We start from the raw sequence: 3,019 nt of genomic DNA on the forward strand, positions 1-3,019 counted from the left end.
ATGTATGGACAGTTCCACCGGGAGTTACCAATCCGGGTAATGTTAGTAGTTTTACGACCACTACCGCAGGAGTTTATAGTGTTGTTGCTACTAATTCTTCCACTACTTGTCCGAGTCAACCGGCTCAAACGACAGTAGTTATCAATCCAATACCAGTTGTTACAGTTACCAGTGCTCCGGTATGTGCTGGGACTCCGGCTACGGTATCGACTTCGGTAAATCCGGCAGGGGCTTATACTTATGTATGGACAGTTCCACCAGGGGTTACCAATCCGGGTAATGTTAGTAGTTTTACCACTACTACCGCAGGAGTTTATAGTGTTGTTGCTACTAATTCTTCCACTACTTGTCCGAGTCAACCGGCTCAAACGACAGTAGTTATCAATCCGATGCCTATTGCCGGGAATAGTGTTCCTTCATTACCATTATGTTCGAATCAAAATCCGGTAGATTTGTTTCCTTTGCTTGGAGCCACAGCTCAAACAGGAGGAACATGGACAGATCCTTCGAATGCTGTAGTAACTAATATTTTGAATCCGGCAACAGCTGCTTCAGGTGTTTATACTTATACTGTTCCGGGAATTTCACCTTGTCCGGATGCTACGGCCACCGTTACTGTTACGATTACGCCAGGACCGGAAGCCGGAATTTCAGGACCGTTTTCGATTTGTACAAATAGTGCCCCTTATGATTTATTTACGTTGCTTGGTCCGAATGCACAATCAGGCGGTACTTGGACTAATCCATCCAATGCCGTAGTTACAAGTATTTTTAACCCAGCTGTTGATGCTGCCGGTGATTATACTTATACTCTGACTGGAACAAATCCTTGCGATAATGATCAGGCCGTAATTACAATAATTATAAAACCAGTACCTGATGCCGGTACAGATGGTTCAGGAACACTATGTACCAATGCTCCTTCAGCTGATTTGTTTACTTATTTGGGAGGCACTCCACAAACAGGTGGCATTTGGACAGATTCATCTAATGCAACCGTTTCTAATATGTTTAATCCGGCTGTTGCAGCGGGAGTTTATACTTTTACTTATACAATAGTTGGCGGTGTTGGTTGTTCTCCGGCTTCGGCTGATGTTACGATTACCGTAGTACAATCTCCAATTGCTGGTGCTGATGGCGCATTAGCTACTTGTCCTAATATTACCAGTTTAGATTTAACTACAGGATTAGATGGCACACAAGGTGCCGGGACATGGAGTGATGATGACAGTACAGGAGCTTTGGTTAACAATATATTCAATCCTTCAACAGTGGGAGTAGGAGTTTATCATTTTACTTATACAGCCACTGGCGGAACGGCCCCATGTTTGACTGATACGGCTTTAGTAACGGTTACAGTAAATCCGCTTCCTAATGCGGGAACCGTGGTTAGCATCAGTCCGGTTTGTACTTCGGTGGTAACGGTAGATTTGAATGCATTGCTATCGGGTGAAGATGCAACCGGCAGTTGGACAGATAGTGCTTCTCAAGCAGTTACTTCGCCAATCAATATTAGCAGTTTTACAAGCGGAACCTATTTCTATACTTATACTGTTAGCAATAGTTGTCTGCCACCGGTTTCTCAAACCGTTCAGTTTACGGTTCTGCCGAATCCACAAATTGATTCTTCAAATATTACAATCGCTCCGGTATGTATCGGATCAGATGTAGTAGTCAATTTTTCAACAATGGTGGATGGTACTTATACTTTAAATTATGATTTAAGTGGCAGTAATGTTTTGGCTAACCAATCGGTGACAGTTACGGTTGCAGGTGGAGCCGCTAGTTTTACCATTCCAACCGCTACAGTGCCGTTGAGTGGTTCAACGATAATCACTTTTACCAATATTCAAAATACAACAACAACCTGCCAGATGACTTTGAATAATGTTGTTGGTATAATAGTTATTAATCCGATTGTTCAATTGGATAATGCCAATATTAGTGTGGCTGCGGTTTGTTTTGGAAATGTCGCCACAGTTGTTATTACCAATGCGGTTAATCTTCCGGATGGAGTTTACCAATTTAATTATACCATTCCAACCGGAACTCCAACTACAGGAAATTCAGGTGATGTAGCTATTTCAGGAGGAAACGGACAGTTTACCGTCCCTGCCGCTGTATTTGCTACATCGGGGAATTATTCTATTGTTATTAATAGCATTATCACAGCAACCGGTTGTTCGAATTTAAATGAAGATGCTACAACTAACTTTACAGTCAATCCATTACCAAATGCGGGAACCTTTACCGGTATAGTTTCGGTTTGTCCATCGAGTGGAATTTTAAATTTAAATACACTGCTAACAGGACAAGACTTGAATGGAAGCTGGACAGATAGCGGAGGTGCCGCTGTAACCTCGCCATTGACTATTATCAATTTTAGCCCGGGAACTTATACTTATACCTATACCGTTTCAAGTACTGGCTGCTTACCGGATACAGAAAATGTTCTGTTTACTATATTGCCTAGCCCTCAATTGGCATCCATTAATATCACAACACCGCCAATTTGTATCGGAAGCAATGCAATTGTCAACTTAAGCACAATGGTGGATGGGGTTTATACCTTGAATTATGATTTGACGGGAAGTAATACTTTAGCCAACCAACAAGTTGTAGTAACCATAGTAGCAGGTGCGGGAAGTTTTACTATACCGGCAGCTTCAATACCAAACCTTGGAGCTACTGTGATTACATTTACGAATATTACAAACAACACTACGTCGTGTTTCCACTTATTGACCAATGTAGCTTCCATAATAACCATCAGACCGCTGGCGGATATTGACAATAGTAATTTGAGTATAGCGACTGTTTGTTTTGGAAATGCCGTTACGGTCAATATAACTAATGCCGTTAATTTACCGGATGGTGTTTATCAGTTTAACTATTCTATTCCTGGTGCTACGCCAACTTCGGGCAATTCAGGAAATGTTACTATTACTTCCGGTTCCGGACAATTTACAATTCCGGCTTCGCAATTTACAAATGCCGGAAATTATACGATGACCGTTAT

General features: G+C 41.8%; 1 protein-coding gene. It reads left to right on the forward strand.

The genetic code is table 11. From position 1 onward, the window contains the following. Positions 1-3,019 (forward strand): hypothetical protein (locus V7D82_RS13565; protein ID WP_333601489.1); only part of this gene is annotated, 3,019 nt, incomplete at both ends.

It is taken from the genome of Flavobacterium sp. (assembly GCF_036741995.1).
In the GTDB taxonomy this organism is placed as follows: Bacteria; Bacteroidota; Bacteroidia; order Flavobacteriales; family Flavobacteriaceae; genus Flavobacterium.